This is a genomic window from [Actinomadura] parvosata subsp. kistnae (assembly GCF_900323885.1).
Classification (GTDB): domain Bacteria; phylum Actinomycetota; class Actinomycetes; order Streptosporangiales; family Streptosporangiaceae; genus Nonomuraea; species Nonomuraea composti.
The window spans coordinates 394,018-406,307 of record NZ_OOHJ01000018.1 but is presented as its reverse complement, the minus strand read 5'-3'; the positions used below and the strand labels follow the sequence as shown (position 1 = coordinate 406,307).

13 protein-coding genes are annotated in these 12,290 nt (G+C 73.1%); 4 read left to right on the top strand and 9 right to left on the bottom strand.

Annotated elements, in window-relative coordinates; genetic code table 11:
• Positions 1-6: 6 nt before the first annotated feature.
• Positions 7-1,542 (top strand): DUF1593 domain-containing protein, encoded by a 1,536-nt coding sequence (locus KIS93_RS22025; RefSeq protein ID WP_080045876.1) that lies wholly within the window; start codon positions 7-9, stop codon positions 1,540-1,542.
• 21 nt (positions 1,543-1,563) lie between these two features.
• On the opposite strand, the gene KIS93_RS22020 is transcribed toward KIS93_RS22025, so the two are convergent.
• Entirely contained in the window at positions 1,564-2,754 is a 1,191-nt protein-coding gene (locus KIS93_RS22020) for an FAD-dependent monooxygenase (protein WP_080045877.1), read from the bottom strand.
• A 14-nt stretch (positions 2,755-2,768) separates the two neighbouring features.
• Positions 2,769-3,716: a hypothetical protein gene (locus tag KIS93_RS22015; RefSeq protein WP_222107583.1), complete on the bottom strand. Its 948-nt coding sequence runs from the start codon at positions 3,714-3,716 to the stop codon at positions 2,769-2,771.
• Between the two features lie 69 nt (positions 3,717-3,785).
• On the opposite strand from KIS93_RS22015, the gene KIS93_RS22010 reads away from it, so the two are divergent.
• Positions 3,786-4,421: a TetR/AcrR family transcriptional regulator C-terminal domain-containing protein gene (locus KIS93_RS22010; protein WP_080045878.1), complete on the top strand. Its 636-nt coding sequence runs from the start codon at positions 3,786-3,788 to the stop codon at positions 4,419-4,421.
• Positions 4,422-4,439: 18 nt separating this feature from the next.
• On the opposite strand, the gene KIS93_RS22005 is transcribed toward KIS93_RS22010, so the two are convergent.
• Positions 4,440-4,577, bottom strand: a complete 138-nt coding sequence (locus tag KIS93_RS22005) for a hypothetical protein (RefSeq protein ID WP_155129296.1) — start codon at positions 4,575-4,577, stop codon at positions 4,440-4,442.
• A 127-nt stretch (positions 4,578-4,704) separates the two neighbouring features.
• Entirely contained in the window at positions 4,705-5,445 is a 741-nt protein-coding gene (locus KIS93_RS22000; protein WP_080045879.1) for an SDR family NAD(P)-dependent oxidoreductase, read from the bottom strand.
• 70 nt (positions 5,446-5,515) lie between these two features.
• Between KIS93_RS22000 and KIS93_RS21995 the strand changes: the two genes are divergently transcribed.
• Positions 5,516-6,424, top strand: coding sequence for a LysR family transcriptional regulator (locus KIS93_RS21995; protein ID WP_080045880.1), 909 nt, complete (start codon positions 5,516-5,518; stop codon positions 6,422-6,424).
• On the opposite strand, the gene KIS93_RS21990 is transcribed toward KIS93_RS21995, so the two are convergent.
• The 4 genes from KIS93_RS21990 to KIS93_RS21975 all read right to left on the bottom strand — a co-directional run bounded on the left by KIS93_RS21990 (position 6,414) and on the right by KIS93_RS21975 (position 10,191).
• Positions 6,414-6,659 carry a hypothetical protein gene (locus tag KIS93_RS21990; protein WP_080045881.1) on the bottom strand — a complete coding sequence of 82 codons (246 nt, stop codon included), beginning with the start codon at positions 6,657-6,659 and terminating at the stop codon, positions 6,414-6,416. The genes KIS93_RS21995 and KIS93_RS21990 overlap by 11 nt on opposite strands.
• A gap of 36 nt (positions 6,660-6,695) precedes the next feature.
• A complete protein-coding gene (locus KIS93_RS21985) occupies positions 6,696-8,117 on the bottom strand; it encodes a phospholipase A2 (RefSeq protein ID WP_080045882.1) in 1,422 nt (473 codons plus the stop codon).
• A 173-nt stretch (positions 8,118-8,290) separates the two neighbouring features.
• Positions 8,291-8,953, bottom strand: a complete 663-nt coding sequence (locus tag KIS93_RS21980) for a response regulator (protein WP_080045883.1) — start codon at positions 8,951-8,953, stop codon at positions 8,291-8,293.
• Positions 8,950-10,191 carry a sensor histidine kinase gene (locus tag KIS93_RS21975; RefSeq protein WP_186404378.1) on the bottom strand — a complete coding sequence of 414 codons (1,242 nt, stop codon included), beginning with the start codon at positions 10,189-10,191 and terminating at the stop codon, positions 8,950-8,952. Before KIS93_RS21975 ends, KIS93_RS21980 begins: the two co-directional genes overlap by 4 nt.
• 150 nt (positions 10,192-10,341) lie before the next feature.
• On the opposite strand from KIS93_RS21975, the gene KIS93_RS21970 reads away from it, so the two are divergent.
• Entirely contained in the window at positions 10,342-11,445 is a 1,104-nt protein-coding gene (locus KIS93_RS21970; RefSeq protein WP_186404377.1) for a serine hydrolase domain-containing protein, read from the top strand.
• Positions 11,446-11,448: 3 nt separating this feature from the next.
• On the opposite strand, the gene KIS93_RS21965 is transcribed toward KIS93_RS21970, so the two are convergent.
• On the bottom strand, positions 11,449-12,279 hold the full coding sequence (locus KIS93_RS21965; RefSeq protein WP_080045886.1) for a hypothetical protein: 831 nt from the start codon (positions 12,277-12,279) through the stop codon (positions 11,449-11,451).
• Between the last annotated feature and the right edge of the window lie 11 nt (positions 12,280-12,290).

Below are 12,290 nucleotides of genomic sequence, written 5' to 3'. Positions count from 1 at the left end.
ACAACGATGGGACAGACCGCGACCTTACTGAGCCGCCTGCTGATCTGCGCGCTGACCGTCATCGTCACCGCCGCCCCGGCCCCGCCCGCCGTGGCCGGCGCCGCCCGTCACGGCGACGCGGACCGCAGGCCACGCGTGATTCTCATGCACGACCCCGAGCTGGACGACCAGAACACGCTGATCCGCTACCTGCTCTACAGCAACGAGTTCGACACTGAAGGGCTGCTGTACGCCAGCAGCGGCGTGCACTGGGCCGGCGACGGCAAGGGCACCACGTGGTTCGTCCCCGGCCGCGAGTACGACCGGCCAAGGCTGAACCTCTGCCCGTGCACCTCCTGGCGGTGGAAGCCCGGCGAGCGGTTCATCCACGAGGCCGTCGACCTGTACGCACGGGCGTACCCGAACCTGAAGGCACACGCCAGGGGCTACCCGAGCCCCGGCGAGCTGAAGTCGAAGATCCTCGGCGGCAACATCGCGTTCGACGGCGACATCTCCACGGACTCTCCCGGCTCCGACCTCATCAGGCGCAAGCTCCTCGACGACGAGCCAGGCCCGCTCCACCTGCTCACCGGCGCCGGCCAGAGCACGATCGCCCGCGCCCTGAAGTCCATCAAGGACCAGTACGAGGGCACGCCGCAGTGGCCGGCGATCTACCGCAAGGTGTCGCGGAAGGCCGTCATCCAGTCGTGGGGCGACCAGGACGACACCTACGCCAAGTACATCCAGCCGAACTGGCCGGACGTCGAGTTCCGCCAGATGGCCACCACCATCTGGGGCTACGGCGCCCGCCGCGCCGTCCTGCCGCAGGACGCCGAGCTGCTGTCCGCCGCCTGGACCAGGGCGAACGTCTCCGAGGTCGGCCCGTTCGGGCCGTTCTACCGGGTGTGGGGCGACGGCAGGCAGATGGTGCCCGGCGACATCTTCGACTTCTTCGGCTTCTCCGGCGTGACCGCCGAGCAGCTGCGGGAGCAGGGCTACATCGTGTGGACCGCCCTCCAGGAGAAGGGGTCGTGGATCTCCGAAGGTGACACCTCCATCTTCATGAACCTGCTCGCCAACGGCCTGCGCGCCGGCACCGACGCGAGCTGGGGCGGCTGGGGCGGGCGCGCCGGCACCGACGTCGGCCCCGACGGCACATCCTCCGCCGACTACGCCTCCACCCGCTGGTTCCGCGCCGCGCAGCACGACTTCGCCGCCCGGCTGAAGTGGACCACCACCCCCGCGTTCTCCCAGGTGAACCACCAGCCGGCCGTCAGCGTCGCCGGGCCGCTGGACCGCGACGTCCGGCCCGGCCGGACGGTGACGCTGAACGGGCGGGTCGCCGACCCCGACCGCGACGCCGTCACCGCCACCTGGTGGCAGTACACCGACGCCGGCACCTACCCCGGCACGGTCGAGGTGACCCAGCGCGACGGCGCCGCCCGGGTCCGCGTCCCGCGTGACGCGCGGCCCGGCCAGACCATCCACCTCATCCTGCAAGGTACGGACGCCGGCACCCCGGCGCTCACCTCGTACCAGCGGGTGGTGCTGACCGTGCGGTGAGCAGATGGGCGGGGCGCGCCGTCACGGACCTTCCTTCGCGGCGGCGCGGGCCCTGGCGAGCCGGCGTTCCCGGGCCGCGCACGCGAGGCGCACGACCACCGAGCGGACGGCCTCGGCGGGGCGGTTGGACGGCACGAACAGCTGCCGCTTCAACCGGGCGAGGCGCTGGTGCCGGGTGATGGACGGGCGCAGCCGGGACTCCCAGGCGGCCAGCGCGGCGCCGAGGTCGCCGGGGCTCTCCCGCAGGGCCCGCCCGAGCTCGGCCCCGCCCCGCAGGGCGAAGGTGGCCCCCATCCCCGAGTACAGGTTCAGGCACCAGGCCGCGTCGCCCACCAGCACCACCCTTCCCCTGCTCCACCGGGGCATCTTCACCTGGTGCACCGAGTCGAACAGGAAGTCCGGCGCCTGCTCCAGCGCGTTCAGGGCGTGCCGCACCACGGGGTCGTCCATGTCGGAGAACGCGGTGCGCAGCCGCTCGATCCTCGACCCGGTGAACTGCCCTTCGACGTCGTCGGTGCGGTAGGTCAGCAGGGCGGTCGGCGGCCGGTCGGCGAACCCGAACACCCACGCCCCACGGCCCGCGCGGGCGCTGATGACGCTGTCGGCCGCCGCGAAGGACGGCACCTGCTCCTCCAGCTGGAACACGCAGATCATCGCGTTCCACTCGGTCATGTGGTCCTCGTGCGGGCCGAAGACCATGCGGCGCACGCCCGACCGCATCCCGTCGGCGCCGACGACCAGGTCGAAGCTCTCGCGGTGCCACGTGGCGGCGCCGGTCTCCTCGAGCAGCACGCGGGCCCTGGCGCCGGTGTCGTCGATCTCGACGGGTTTCGTGGCGAACCGTACCGGGATGGGCTTGTCCGTCCCGTCCCCCTGGACGCCCTCCCAGAGCGCGGCCTCGATGTCGCCGCGGACGACCGCGGCGGGAGCGCCCGGCTGGTGCAGGAACCCCAGGCCGGGCTCGCGGGTGCCGCGCCGGGTCAGCGAGTACGCCTTCCCGCCGTCCGGCGGGTTGCGGGTGTGCAGGTGGGCGGCGATGCCGAGGTCGGCGGCGGCCCGCCGGCCCTCCGGCATGAGGCCGATGAAGTAGCCGCCTCGGCGGCGGACGGGGGCTCGTTCGACGATGACGGGCTGCCAGCCGGCCTGCCGTAGCCCGATCGCCGCGGCCATGCCGGCGATCCCGAGCCCGACGACCAGTGCGCGTCTCTCCATGGTGTCGCTTCTCCTCAAGCTCGGTCGGGGACGACGACCGCGCGGGTGGGCCCCTGGTGCGCCCACGCCTCGCCGACGCGGCTGAGCGGGAAGGCGGTGTACGGGGCGTCGAAGGTGCCGTCGGCGAACCGGGCGATGACCTCGGGGAACGCGGCGATCATCGCGGCCTTCGAGACCGAGCCGGCGCCGCTGCCGCCGATCCGGATCGGCCGGCTGCGCAGCAGGGACGCGGGCAGCGCTGCCGCACCGCCGGCGAGCGAGCCGATCTGCACGTAGTCGAGCGCCGACCTGCCGGTCCTGCTCAGCGCGGCGAAGGCGGCCTCGGCGACGGGGCCCCACACGAAGTCGAGCACGAGCGTGGGCGGCGCCTCGGCGACGGCGGCGGTGAGGGCGGCCGCTCCGGCGTCGGGTGCCGTGAGCGGAACGGTGACGGCGCCGAGGCCGCGCAGCCGGTCCAGCGCCTCGTGGTCGCGCCCGGCCGCGATGACGTGCTGCGCGCCGAGGGACAGCGCCGCCCGTACGGCGAGGCTGCCCGACATGCCGGTCGCCCCCAGCACGAGGACGGTGCCGAGCCCGCCCGTCTCCTTCTGGTGCTCGACCAGCGGGATCCAGCCCGCCGTGGCGGGGTTCATGCCGGCGGCGACGGCGAGCGGGTCTGCCCCGGCGGGCACCTCCACCTCGAACGGGGTGACCAGCCACTCGGCCATCGTGCCCCACGGCGCGCGGGCGAGGCCCGTGTAGACCAGCCGCCCATCGTCGGTCCTGGCGACGGCGTCGACGCCGGGCACGAGGGGGTAGGTCGTGCCGCTGCCGTAGTGGCGGCCGGCGGCCAGCCCGCGGACGACGTGGTGGAGGCCGGCGCCGACCAGCCTCAGCGGCGCCTTGCCCGGCTGCTGCTCCGGGTCGGGGAAGTCGGCGCAGACGGGCGCCGATTCGGGGGTGGTGACGACTGCGGCACGCATGACACGCTCCTGAACTTAGTTCAATTCCGACGTCACCCACCGTGCCTGAACTTTGTTAAGCTGTCAACCGTGGCGAAGGGCATCACGCGGGAGCGGATCGTGGCGGCGGCGTTCGAGCTGCTCAACGAGAAGGGCATGGACGCCCTGACCGTCCGCGCGCTCGCCTCCCGGCTCGGCGTGGGAGCCCCCGCGCTCTACTGGCACGTCCGCAACAAGCAGGAACTGCTGGACGAGATGAGCACGTCCGTCATGCGGCGGGTCATCGAGGCCCTGGAGAAGATCGACCTCGGCGCGGGCTGGCGTGCCGACCTGGCCGCCTACGCCCGCGTCCTGCGCTCGGAATACCTGCTCTACCGCGACGGCGCGCGCATCTTCAGCGGCACGCGCTTCTCCGACGCCGAGGTGGTGCGGGCGAAGGAGCACTGGCTCGGGCGCCTGACCGCGGCCGGGTTCTCCCTGGGCGCGGCCGACGACGCCATCGACCTGGTCGGCGCGTTCGTGGTCGGGTTCGTGATCGAGGAGCAGGAGCGCAGGCAGTCCGCGGGCGCCGACCCGGCCCGTTACTCGCTGGCCGGGCGCGACGCGTGGCTCGGCGAGGGCGCCGACCTGGTCAAGGCCGCCGGGCACCTGCGCGACGACGGCGATCGCCGGTTCGACCGGCAGCTCGGCGTCCTCCTCGACGGGCTCGCCGCCCAGCTCCGCTGACCGCGCCCGGGGTGCGGCTCAGCCGGCCAGTGCCGGCTTGATGCTCTCTTCGGCGAACGCGCGGAACGTGGTGGGCGTGGTGCGGGCGGCGGTGCGCGGCAGGGCGTTGTTGACGCCGCGCTCGCCGGGCTCGTACCGGACGGACCTGCCGAGCACGTCGGTCAGGACCGCCGCGATGCCGCGCGGTAGGAGAGGTCGTCGCCGCCGAGCACCTCGACCGCCGACGTCGACCTCGACCGGATCCGGCGCCTCCTCCGGACCGTCGTGCCCGCCTGACCGCCAATCACCAGGGGAGGGGCCCGTGTTCGTCGACGAACGTGCCGGTCGGGCCGTCCGGGCCGAGCGTCGCCATCCGCACGGCGATCGCGGCCCCCTGCTCCGGGGTACGGTCGCCGGCGAACCCGTTCCCCTCGGTCGCGGTGAGCCCCGGGCAGACCGCGTTGACCAGGATCCCGTGCTCGCGCAGCCGCTTGGCGTACTGGAGGGTGACGGCGTTGAGCGCGGCCTTGCTCGGCGGGTACCCCAGCAGCGGCGGCAGGCCCGCGAGGTCGCCGTCTTGTGCGGCCATGGCGGTGAGCGAGCCGCCGCGCCCGGACAGGTTCACCACCCGCCCGGCCGGCGAGCGCAGCAGCAGCGGCAGCATCGCCTCGGTCACCGCGATCACGCCGAAGACGTTCGCCTCGAACACCCGCCGCACCTCGGCGAGCACGTCGCCGCCGGTGCCGGGGACCTGCCGCTCGTCGCCGAGGATCCCGGCGTTGTTGACCAGGACGTCCAGCCGGCCGTGCCGGGCCGCGACCTCCTCGGCCGCCGCCGCGACGGTGCCGGCGTCGGTGACGTCCAGGGCGATTCCGTGCACGTCGCCCCCGGCGGCACGCAGCCGCTCGACCGCCGCCGCCCCCCGCCGGGCGTCGCGGGCGCCGGCGAACACCGTCATGCCGAGCCCGGCCAGCCCCGCCGCGACGGCCTCGCCGATTCCCCTGTTGGCCCCGGTGACCAGGGCGATGCTCCTCGTTCCTGTCATGCGGACAGCTCACCAGCCGGCGGCCGGCGGCCCCAACACCGATGGAGCCTCGCACCCATACCCTGAAGGTATGGATTCGCGGAAGCTGGCCTACTTCGTCGCGGTCGCCGAGGAACGCAACTTCACCCGGGCCGCCGACCGGCTCGGCATCGCCCAGCCGCCGCTGTCCCGGGCGATCCAGCGCCTGGAGCGCCGGCTCGGCGTGCGGTTGCTGGAGCGCACCAGCCGCCACGTGTCGCTCACCCGTGCCGGCGAGGTCCTGCTCAAGGAGGGCCGCAAGGCACTCGACGGCCTGGCGGCGGCCGAACGCCTGGCCCAGCGCGCCGGGCGGGCGCTCACGGTGGTCACGAAACCGGGCGGCGACGCCGGACTGCTCGGGCCGCTCCTCGACCGGTTCGCCGCGCACCCCGACGCGGTCGAGGTCGAGGTGCTCATCTGCGGCATCGGCGAGGAGCAGGCCCTGCTGCGCGGCGGGACGGCCGACCTCGCGCTGCTGCGCCTGCCCCAGGACGACCTGACCGGCCTCGCCACCGAGGAGCTGCTGACCGAGCGCGAGATGGTGGTGCTGCCGCGCACCCACCGGCTCGCCGGGCGGGCCGCGCTCCGCCCGGCCGACCTGGCCGGCGAGACCTTCCCACGCTGGACGGCACGGTGGCCGGGCACCGGGCCGGTCATCAGCGACACCGGTCAGGTAGCCGAGCTGATCGCGCTCGGCCGCATGGTCGCCGTGCTGCCCGAGTCGGTCGCCCGGCACCTCGGCCGCGGCCTGGCCGCCGTGCCCCTCGACGGCCGCCGGACGACGCTGCTCGCCGTCTGGCGCGAGGGGCGCCGCGACCGCGCGCTCGCCGCGCTCGTCCGCACCGCCGCCGAGGTCGCCGTGACGCGCTCGACGTCGGCAGCGTCGGCGGCCTCGGCGGGGTCGGTGGGGTCGGCGGCCTCGGCGGGATCGGGCGTCGTCGGACGCGCGGTCACGCCCTGAGGCCGCCGAGGATCACCCACAGCACGCCCGCCTGAACCAGGCCCGCCACGTCGATGGCCAGCATCCAGGCGATCCCGCTCAGGCTGGTCAGGGAGACGAGATAACTGAGCGGGAGGGTCATCACGGTCTGCGCCATGACGAAGACGTCCGGCACGCCGCTCCGCGACGCCAGCCACCCGGCGAGCCCGAGGAGCACGACCAGCGCCGCGTAACTCCCCGCTATCCAGGTGGCCACTGCCCTCCCTCTCAATTCCCCTCCCGTGTCGTCGGACTAACTGGTGGCGTCGGCGCCGTTCTTGGGATCGCCCAGCCGCACCCCTTGGCGATAGGTCCAGGCCCACGCCGTGCAACCGAACGGCGAGCCGTAAGCGGCGCAGGTGCGGTCGAGCAGCGTGGTGTAGAACACGTCGTCCACCGCCGACTTCTTGTCGGGCGTCATGTGATAGGTCGCGCCCTTGTAGTAGTTCCCGATGACGCCGAAGCCGTAGTCGTGCATGTCGCAGGCGACGGTGAAGTCATACCCGCCCGGCTGGTTTCCGGTCGGCGACGAGCAGTGGTCGTAGGTGATGCCCATGACGGTGTGGCCGGTGGGCGTGGTCCTGGTGCTCGAACTCCGCCAGCCGTAGTGGGCGACGGACGCGGCCCTGCACTCCGCCTGCGTGTACCACATCCATTGGGAGGCGTTGGGGCAGGTCGGCGGGTAGTTCATGAGGCCGGCGGACGGGGTGTCGGCCGCCTTCACGAGGGTGGCCCTCGGCTCCCGCGCTCCGGAGAAGTCCAGGCTCCACGTGCCCGAGCCGGGCGACTTGAGCCGGGTCAGGTTCCCGGCCTGGTCGTAGGCGTAGGTCGAGACCGTGGAGGCTCCGCCCTTCTGCAGCGTCACGCTGCGCAGATAGCCCTTGCGGTCGTAGCTATAGGTCTCCACCGTCTGGGCGGCCTCGTCCTTCGACTTGCTCTCCACCGACTTGAGGTGCCCGGCGAAGTCGCCGAGGCCGTCGGCGGTGGCCGTGGTCGTCTCCGCGTAGCTCAGCGCGAGACTCCGCTGGGGGCCGCTCCCGGTGTCGAGGTCCGCGACGGCGGTCACGCGGCCCTTGTCGTCGTAGGTGACCTTGGAGGTGCCGGACGATCCCGCGCTCACCGTGGTCACGCGCCAGTCGCCGCCGACCCGCTCCCAGGTGAGCACCAGCGTGGTGTCCGCGCCCAGGACGATCGTCTCGGTCGCCTGGTCGGCGCCCACGGTCAGGGTCGATCCCGTGCTCGCCTTGTACGTCTTCTGGTCCGTGCCCGCCACCCGCGCGTACCGGATCGTCTCGCCCTCATGCAGGTCGGCGACCTGGGCGGCGGAATCGTCGGCGTCGAGCTGCCGGCTCGTCAGGCCGCCGAGGATGTCGGCCCGCCATCCGGGGCCGAGCACGGACAGATCGGGACGGGGCCGCGGCAGTTTCGCCGCCTGAATTTCACCGTCCGTTTGTCTGGTGAGCCGGTATTCGCGGTCGAAAGCGCCCGCGAAACCATTGCGCTCCGCGAACTGGAACGTACGGGTCGCCGGGACGTAGAGCCCGGGACCGGTGATCTGCACTGCTCTGGTGGGCTGGGTGGGGGCGGCCGATGTCTCTGCGGTAGCGGGAGAAAGGGCGCTCACGACCGTCGCCGAACATAACGCGACAGCGATCGCGGCATGCAGGATGCGCATGCGGGTAATCTTCCTTTCGGTTGTGACCGGGGCCGGATGGTGCTCGGCCTAATGGGTGATCACCGTCGAGAAGTATTACTGGTGTAAAGAGACCTGTCAATGTTCGATAAATGGCGCATGTGGCCATTCCGGGCGTTATTTAAGCAGGGTTTTCAGGCGGCTTGAATGCGTCGTCAGCGGTCGGAAGGGCGTACCAGATCGGTCTCGTAGGCCAGGATCGCCAGCTGGGTCCGGTCCCGCAGGCCCAGCTTGTTGATCAGGTGCGTCACGTGCGTCTTGACGGTGTGCGGGCTGATGAACAGGCGGCGGGCGATGTCGCCGTTCGAGTGCCCGGCGGCGACCAGCTTCAGGATCTCGTGCTCGCGTGGCGTCAGCCCCGACAGCCGGGCCTCGGCATCGTGCGCGCGCGGGGGCCTGTGGGCGAACTGCTCGATCACCCGGCGGGTGACGCCCGGCGACAGCAGCGCCCCGCCCGCCGCGACGGAACGGACGGCGCCGCGCAGCTCGTCGGCGCGCACGTCCTTGGTGAGGAAGCCGCTGGCGCCCAGGCGCAGCGCCTCGAAGACGTGCTCGTCGGTGTCGAACGTGGTCACGACGATCACCCGGCAGCCCGGCACCTCCCGCAGGATGCGCTCGGTGGCGGCCAGGCCGTCGAGGCCGGGCATGCGGATGTCCATCAGCGCCACGTCCGGCCGGTGCGCCCGGGCCTGACGCACCGCCTCGTCGCCCGTCGCGGCCTCACCGACCACTGTGATGTCGGGCGCCCGGCCGAGCAGGGTACGGAACCCGGCCCGTACCAGCGCCTGGTCGTCGGCTATCAGGACGGTGACGGTCATCCGGGCCGCCCGGGTGGTGCCGGTATGACGGCTCGTACGACGAAACCGGCCTTGGTGGGGCCGGCGGTCAGCGTTCCGCCCAGGGAGGCGACGCGCTCCCGCATGCCCGCGATGCCGTGCCCGGCGCCGCGGCCGTTGTCGGCGACGGTGATCTGGACGTCGCCGGTCGTGTGCCGGACGACGACCTCGGCGTGGCGGGCGTCCGCGTGCTTGACGGTGTTCGTCAGCGCCTCCTGGACCACCCGGTAGACCGTCCAGGCGAGCGGCGCCGGCACCGGCGCGCCCTCCTGCCGCACCGTCACGTCCAGCCCGGTCGTGCGCGCCAGCTCCACCAGCGTGGCCAGCTCCGCGGGCGCGGGGAGCTCCGCCTGAGAGGGCGGCTCGGTTTGAAGGGGCAGCTCCGTCTGAGGGGGTGGCTCCGTCTGAGGGGGTGGCTCCGTCTGAGGGGGTGGCTCCGTCTGAGGGGGTGGCTCCGTCTGACGGGGCGGCTTCACCTGGGCGGACGGGCCGCCGCCGGGGGTGCGGGGGTCGTCGCGGAGGGCGCCGATCAGCGTGCGCAGCTCCGCCATGGCCTGCCCACGGGCCTGCTGCGCCACCCGCACCGCCTCCCTGGCCGCGGCCGGGTCGGCGTCGAAGGCGTCCTCGGCCACGGTGAGCTGCACGCCGAGCACGGCCAGCGTGTGCGCGACGACGTCGTGCACGTCGCGGGCCATCGCCACGCGCTCGGTGGCCCGCAGCCGGGCGTGCGTCTCGTCCTTCAGCCGCCGCTCGGCCCGATAGGCGGCCGACGCGGCCAGGACGAGGCCCAGCCACAGCGCCTCGCCGGCGAGCACCCGCCCCGACACGGCCGACCCCGCCGCCAGGAACAACGCCCCGCAGCCCGCCGCCCACCCGAGGTGCCCGCGCAGCACGGCCCGCGCGTACGCCAGGCTGGCCGGCCACACGAACGCCCCGGCCGTCAGCCCCGCCACGGCCAGCCCGAACACCAGCGTCGCCGAGGCGCCCAGCACGGCCAGTGGCCACCGCCGCCCGGCGACGTGCAGGACGGGCAGGGACACGGCCAGGGACACGAGCCCCGCCCATGACGTACGGCCGCCGAGCAGCAGACTTCCCGCCACGACGCCGGCCCCGGTCGCCACCGCCCACCCGCCGACCTTCACCCGCACCGCGCTGACCGCCGCCCGCCTGCCGACCTTCACCCGCGCGGCGCTGACCGCCGTCCACCCGCCGACCTTCACCCGCACGACGCTAACCGCCGCCCATCCCTCCGCCCAGCCCCGTGCGGCCGAAATACGCGAAAGGATGACATGCTCAGCCGCAGGCGCAGGAACGCACCGCACCCCTGCTCCGATGTGCCACCCCCGCCGGGACGCCTAGGTTCGGCGGGCATGAGAAGCCTCATCGCGCTGATCCTCGCCGCCACGCTCACCGTCGCCCCTGCCCCTAAGGACCTCCGTGGTGCCGTCCAGGCGGTCGTGGACGCGGGCGCACCCGCCGCTGTGCTGGCCGTCCGTACCGAAGAAGGGCCGGAGGACGTCGCCGCAGGGGTCGCCGACACCCGCACCGGCCGCCCCGCGAGCGCCGGCGACCGCTACCGCGTCGCCAGCATCACCAAGACCTTCACCGCCGTGCTCGTCCTCCAGCTCGCCGCCGCGCACACGATCGACCTCGGCGCCCCCATCAGCCGGTACGTCGAGGGCGTCCCCGGCGGCTCCCGGATCACCATCAGGGACCTGCTCCGCCACACCAGCGGCCTGCCCGACTTCTACGACGCGCTCGCCCTGAGAACGTCGGCCGACTGGCGACGGCGCCGCCTCGAACGCCTCACCGACGACCGCCGCCTGTCCCTGGCCTTCGGCCTCGAACCGGCCCCGCCCGGCGCCCCGGAGGCGACGTACTCGAACACGAACTACGTGCTGCTGGGCAAGCTCGTCGAGCACGTCACCCGCCGGCCGTACGCCGACGAGGTCGCCGGCCGCATCATCCGGCCGCTCGGCCTGCGCGACACCTACTACGCCGACGGGCAGCCCGCCATCCGAGGCCGCCACCTGCACGGATACATGCCCGGCGACCTGCCGGGCGAGCCGGACGCCGACTACGCCCACCTGACGGACTTCACCACCCAGACCGTCAACCAGAGCGGCCCGGCCGGCTCGATGATCTCCACGGTGCACGACCTGACCCGTTTCTACCAGGCCCTGTTCACCGGGCGGCTGCTGCCCGCCGCGCTCATGCGGGAGCTGACCGGCACCGTGCCGGTGCGCGGCAACTCCCTGCCGTGGGTGCGCGGCTTCGGGCTCGGCGTGCACCGGTACGACTTCGGCTGCGGCCCCGTGTACGGCCACATCGGCGGGGTCCGCGGCTACACGGGCATCGTGGTCAGCACCGCCGACGGCCGCCGCCAGGCCGCCATCGCCGTCACCCTCAACCCCAACCCGGCCGCCGTCCTCCCTGCTGCGGTCAAAGCCGTCACCGAGGCCATCTGCCCGTGACCGTCACCAGCCGTTGTCGATGAGGCGCTCGGGCGGGGCCGTGATCTTGACGGGGGATCCCCATCCTCGGTAGACGATGTTCATCGTCATGGTGCCGGCGTCGCCGCCCTCTGGCCTGGTGAACTTCATGGTGGCGTGGAAGCGCCGGGGGAGATGGTCGGGGCCCGTCCAGAGCTTCCAGGTGATCTGCCCGCCGTAGGACCCCATGTCCTCGGTCCCGAACGAGATCCCGGCCTGCCTCTCGCCCAGGTCGGGCACCGTCACGGTGCCGCTGTGGAGGGTCGTCCGCACTCCCTCGACGGTGCCGCCTTCGGCGGTGGCCGCGTCGTAGGAGGCGGCCAGGTCGAGGAAGCCCGGGTTGATCCCGTTGACCAGGTCCTTGCCCCAGACGACCCCGGCGAGGTTCTGCCAGGCGTCCCATTTTCCCAGCTTGGGCGGCGACTTCCAGATGTACTTGCCCTCGTCGGAGCGCACGTAGCTCTGCGAGTAGTAGTACCGGCCCATGGTGATCTGCCGTGACCGGCCCGTCGCGGCCGGCTCGCGGGAGATCACCGTGAGGTCGGCGGCGTACATGCCCGCGGCGTTGAAGCGGTACGCGCCGGAGATCGACAGGTCGTCCGAGGGCGGAGGGCCGCCGCGTCGCCTGACGGAGAAGCGCACGCTGCTCTTCTTCGCGAACTGCTTCTTGATCGCAGTGACGACGGAGCCGAGCGACTCCGGCGCGGGAGCCGCGTGCACGGCGCCGCCGGGGATCGCCACGCTCAGCACGCCGGCGACGACCAGCGCGGCGCCCATGCGTTTCATGCGCTGATCGTCCCAGACGATGATCACCATCTCGTCACGGC

Bases quoted from the DNA above. Each gene is read 5' to 3' on its own strand.
- KIS93_RS21965 (WP_080045886.1), bottom strand. From the start codon at position 12,279: ATGGTGATCATCGTCTGGGACGATCAGCGCATGAAACGCATGGGCGCC.
- KIS93_RS22025 (WP_080045876.1), top strand. From the start codon at position 7: ATGGGACAGACCGCGACCTTACTGAGCCGCCTGCTGATCTGCGCGCTG.
- KIS93_RS21995 (WP_080045880.1), top strand. From the start codon at position 5,516: ATGGATTCGCGGAAGCTGGCCTACTTCGTCGCGGTCGCCGAGGAACGC.
- KIS93_RS21970 (WP_186404377.1), top strand. From the start codon at position 10,342: ATGAGAAGCCTCATCGCGCTGATCCTCGCCGCCACGCTCACCGTCGCC.
- KIS93_RS22020 (WP_080045877.1), bottom strand. From the start codon at position 2,754: ATGGAGAGACGCGCACTGGTCGTCGGGCTCGGGATCGCCGGCATGGCC.
- KIS93_RS22015 (WP_222107583.1), bottom strand. From the start codon at position 3,716: ATGCGTGCCGCAGTCGTCACCACCCCCGAATCGGCGCCCGTCTGCGCC.
- KIS93_RS22000 (WP_080045879.1), bottom strand. From the start codon at position 5,445: ATGACAGGAACGAGGAGCATCGCCCTGGTCACCGGGGCCAACAGGGGA.
- KIS93_RS21985 (WP_080045882.1), bottom strand. From the start codon at position 8,117: ATGCGCATCCTGCATGCCGCGATCGCTGTCGCGTTATGTTCGGCGACG.
- KIS93_RS21980 (WP_080045883.1), bottom strand. From the start codon at position 8,953: ATGACCGTCACCGTCCTGATAGCCGACGACCAGGCGCTGGTACGGGCC.